Here is a 434-nt window from a genome sequence, read left to right on the forward strand (position 1 = left end):
GCGCAGAGCAGGAAAAAGTTCAGCATCCCCAGCGCGATGTATGGCAGCTGTTTGCCAAGTAAAAATTCGCTACGGGTGGTGGGGGTCACGTAAAGGTTGATAATCGACCCTAGCTCTTTTTCCCGCACCACGCTAAGGGCGCTTAGCATTGACGGGATCATCATCAGCAGAAGCGGGATCACCGCCGGAACAATCGCCGGCAGGCTTTTTACGTCCGGGTTATAGCGATAGCGCGTCTCAATATTCATCAGCCCGCTTTGGCTGGCGGGTGTGGACTGTCGGCTCGCCACATCCTGTAGCCAGCTCTGGTGCATGGCCTGCACGTAGCCTTTTACCGTTTCGGCGCGGCTCGGCATCGCACCGTCGATCCAGACACCGAGTTCCACGGGCGTACCACGCGCGATATCGCGCCCGAAATTGGGAGGGATCTCAAT

At 57.6% G+C, this 434-nt stretch carries 1 protein-coding gene; it reads right to left on the reverse strand.

Features of this window, described 5'->3' with window-relative positions; translation table 11 throughout:
* On the reverse strand, positions 1–434 hold a 434-nt coding region (locus tag E0L35_RS25655; RefSeq protein ID WP_138801742.1), incomplete at both ends, for an ABC transporter permease.

It is taken from the genome of Halomonas sp. ATBC28, from assembly GCF_005937175.1.
Lineage (GTDB): Bacteria > Pseudomonadota > Gammaproteobacteria > Pseudomonadales > Halomonadaceae > Vreelandella > Vreelandella titanicae.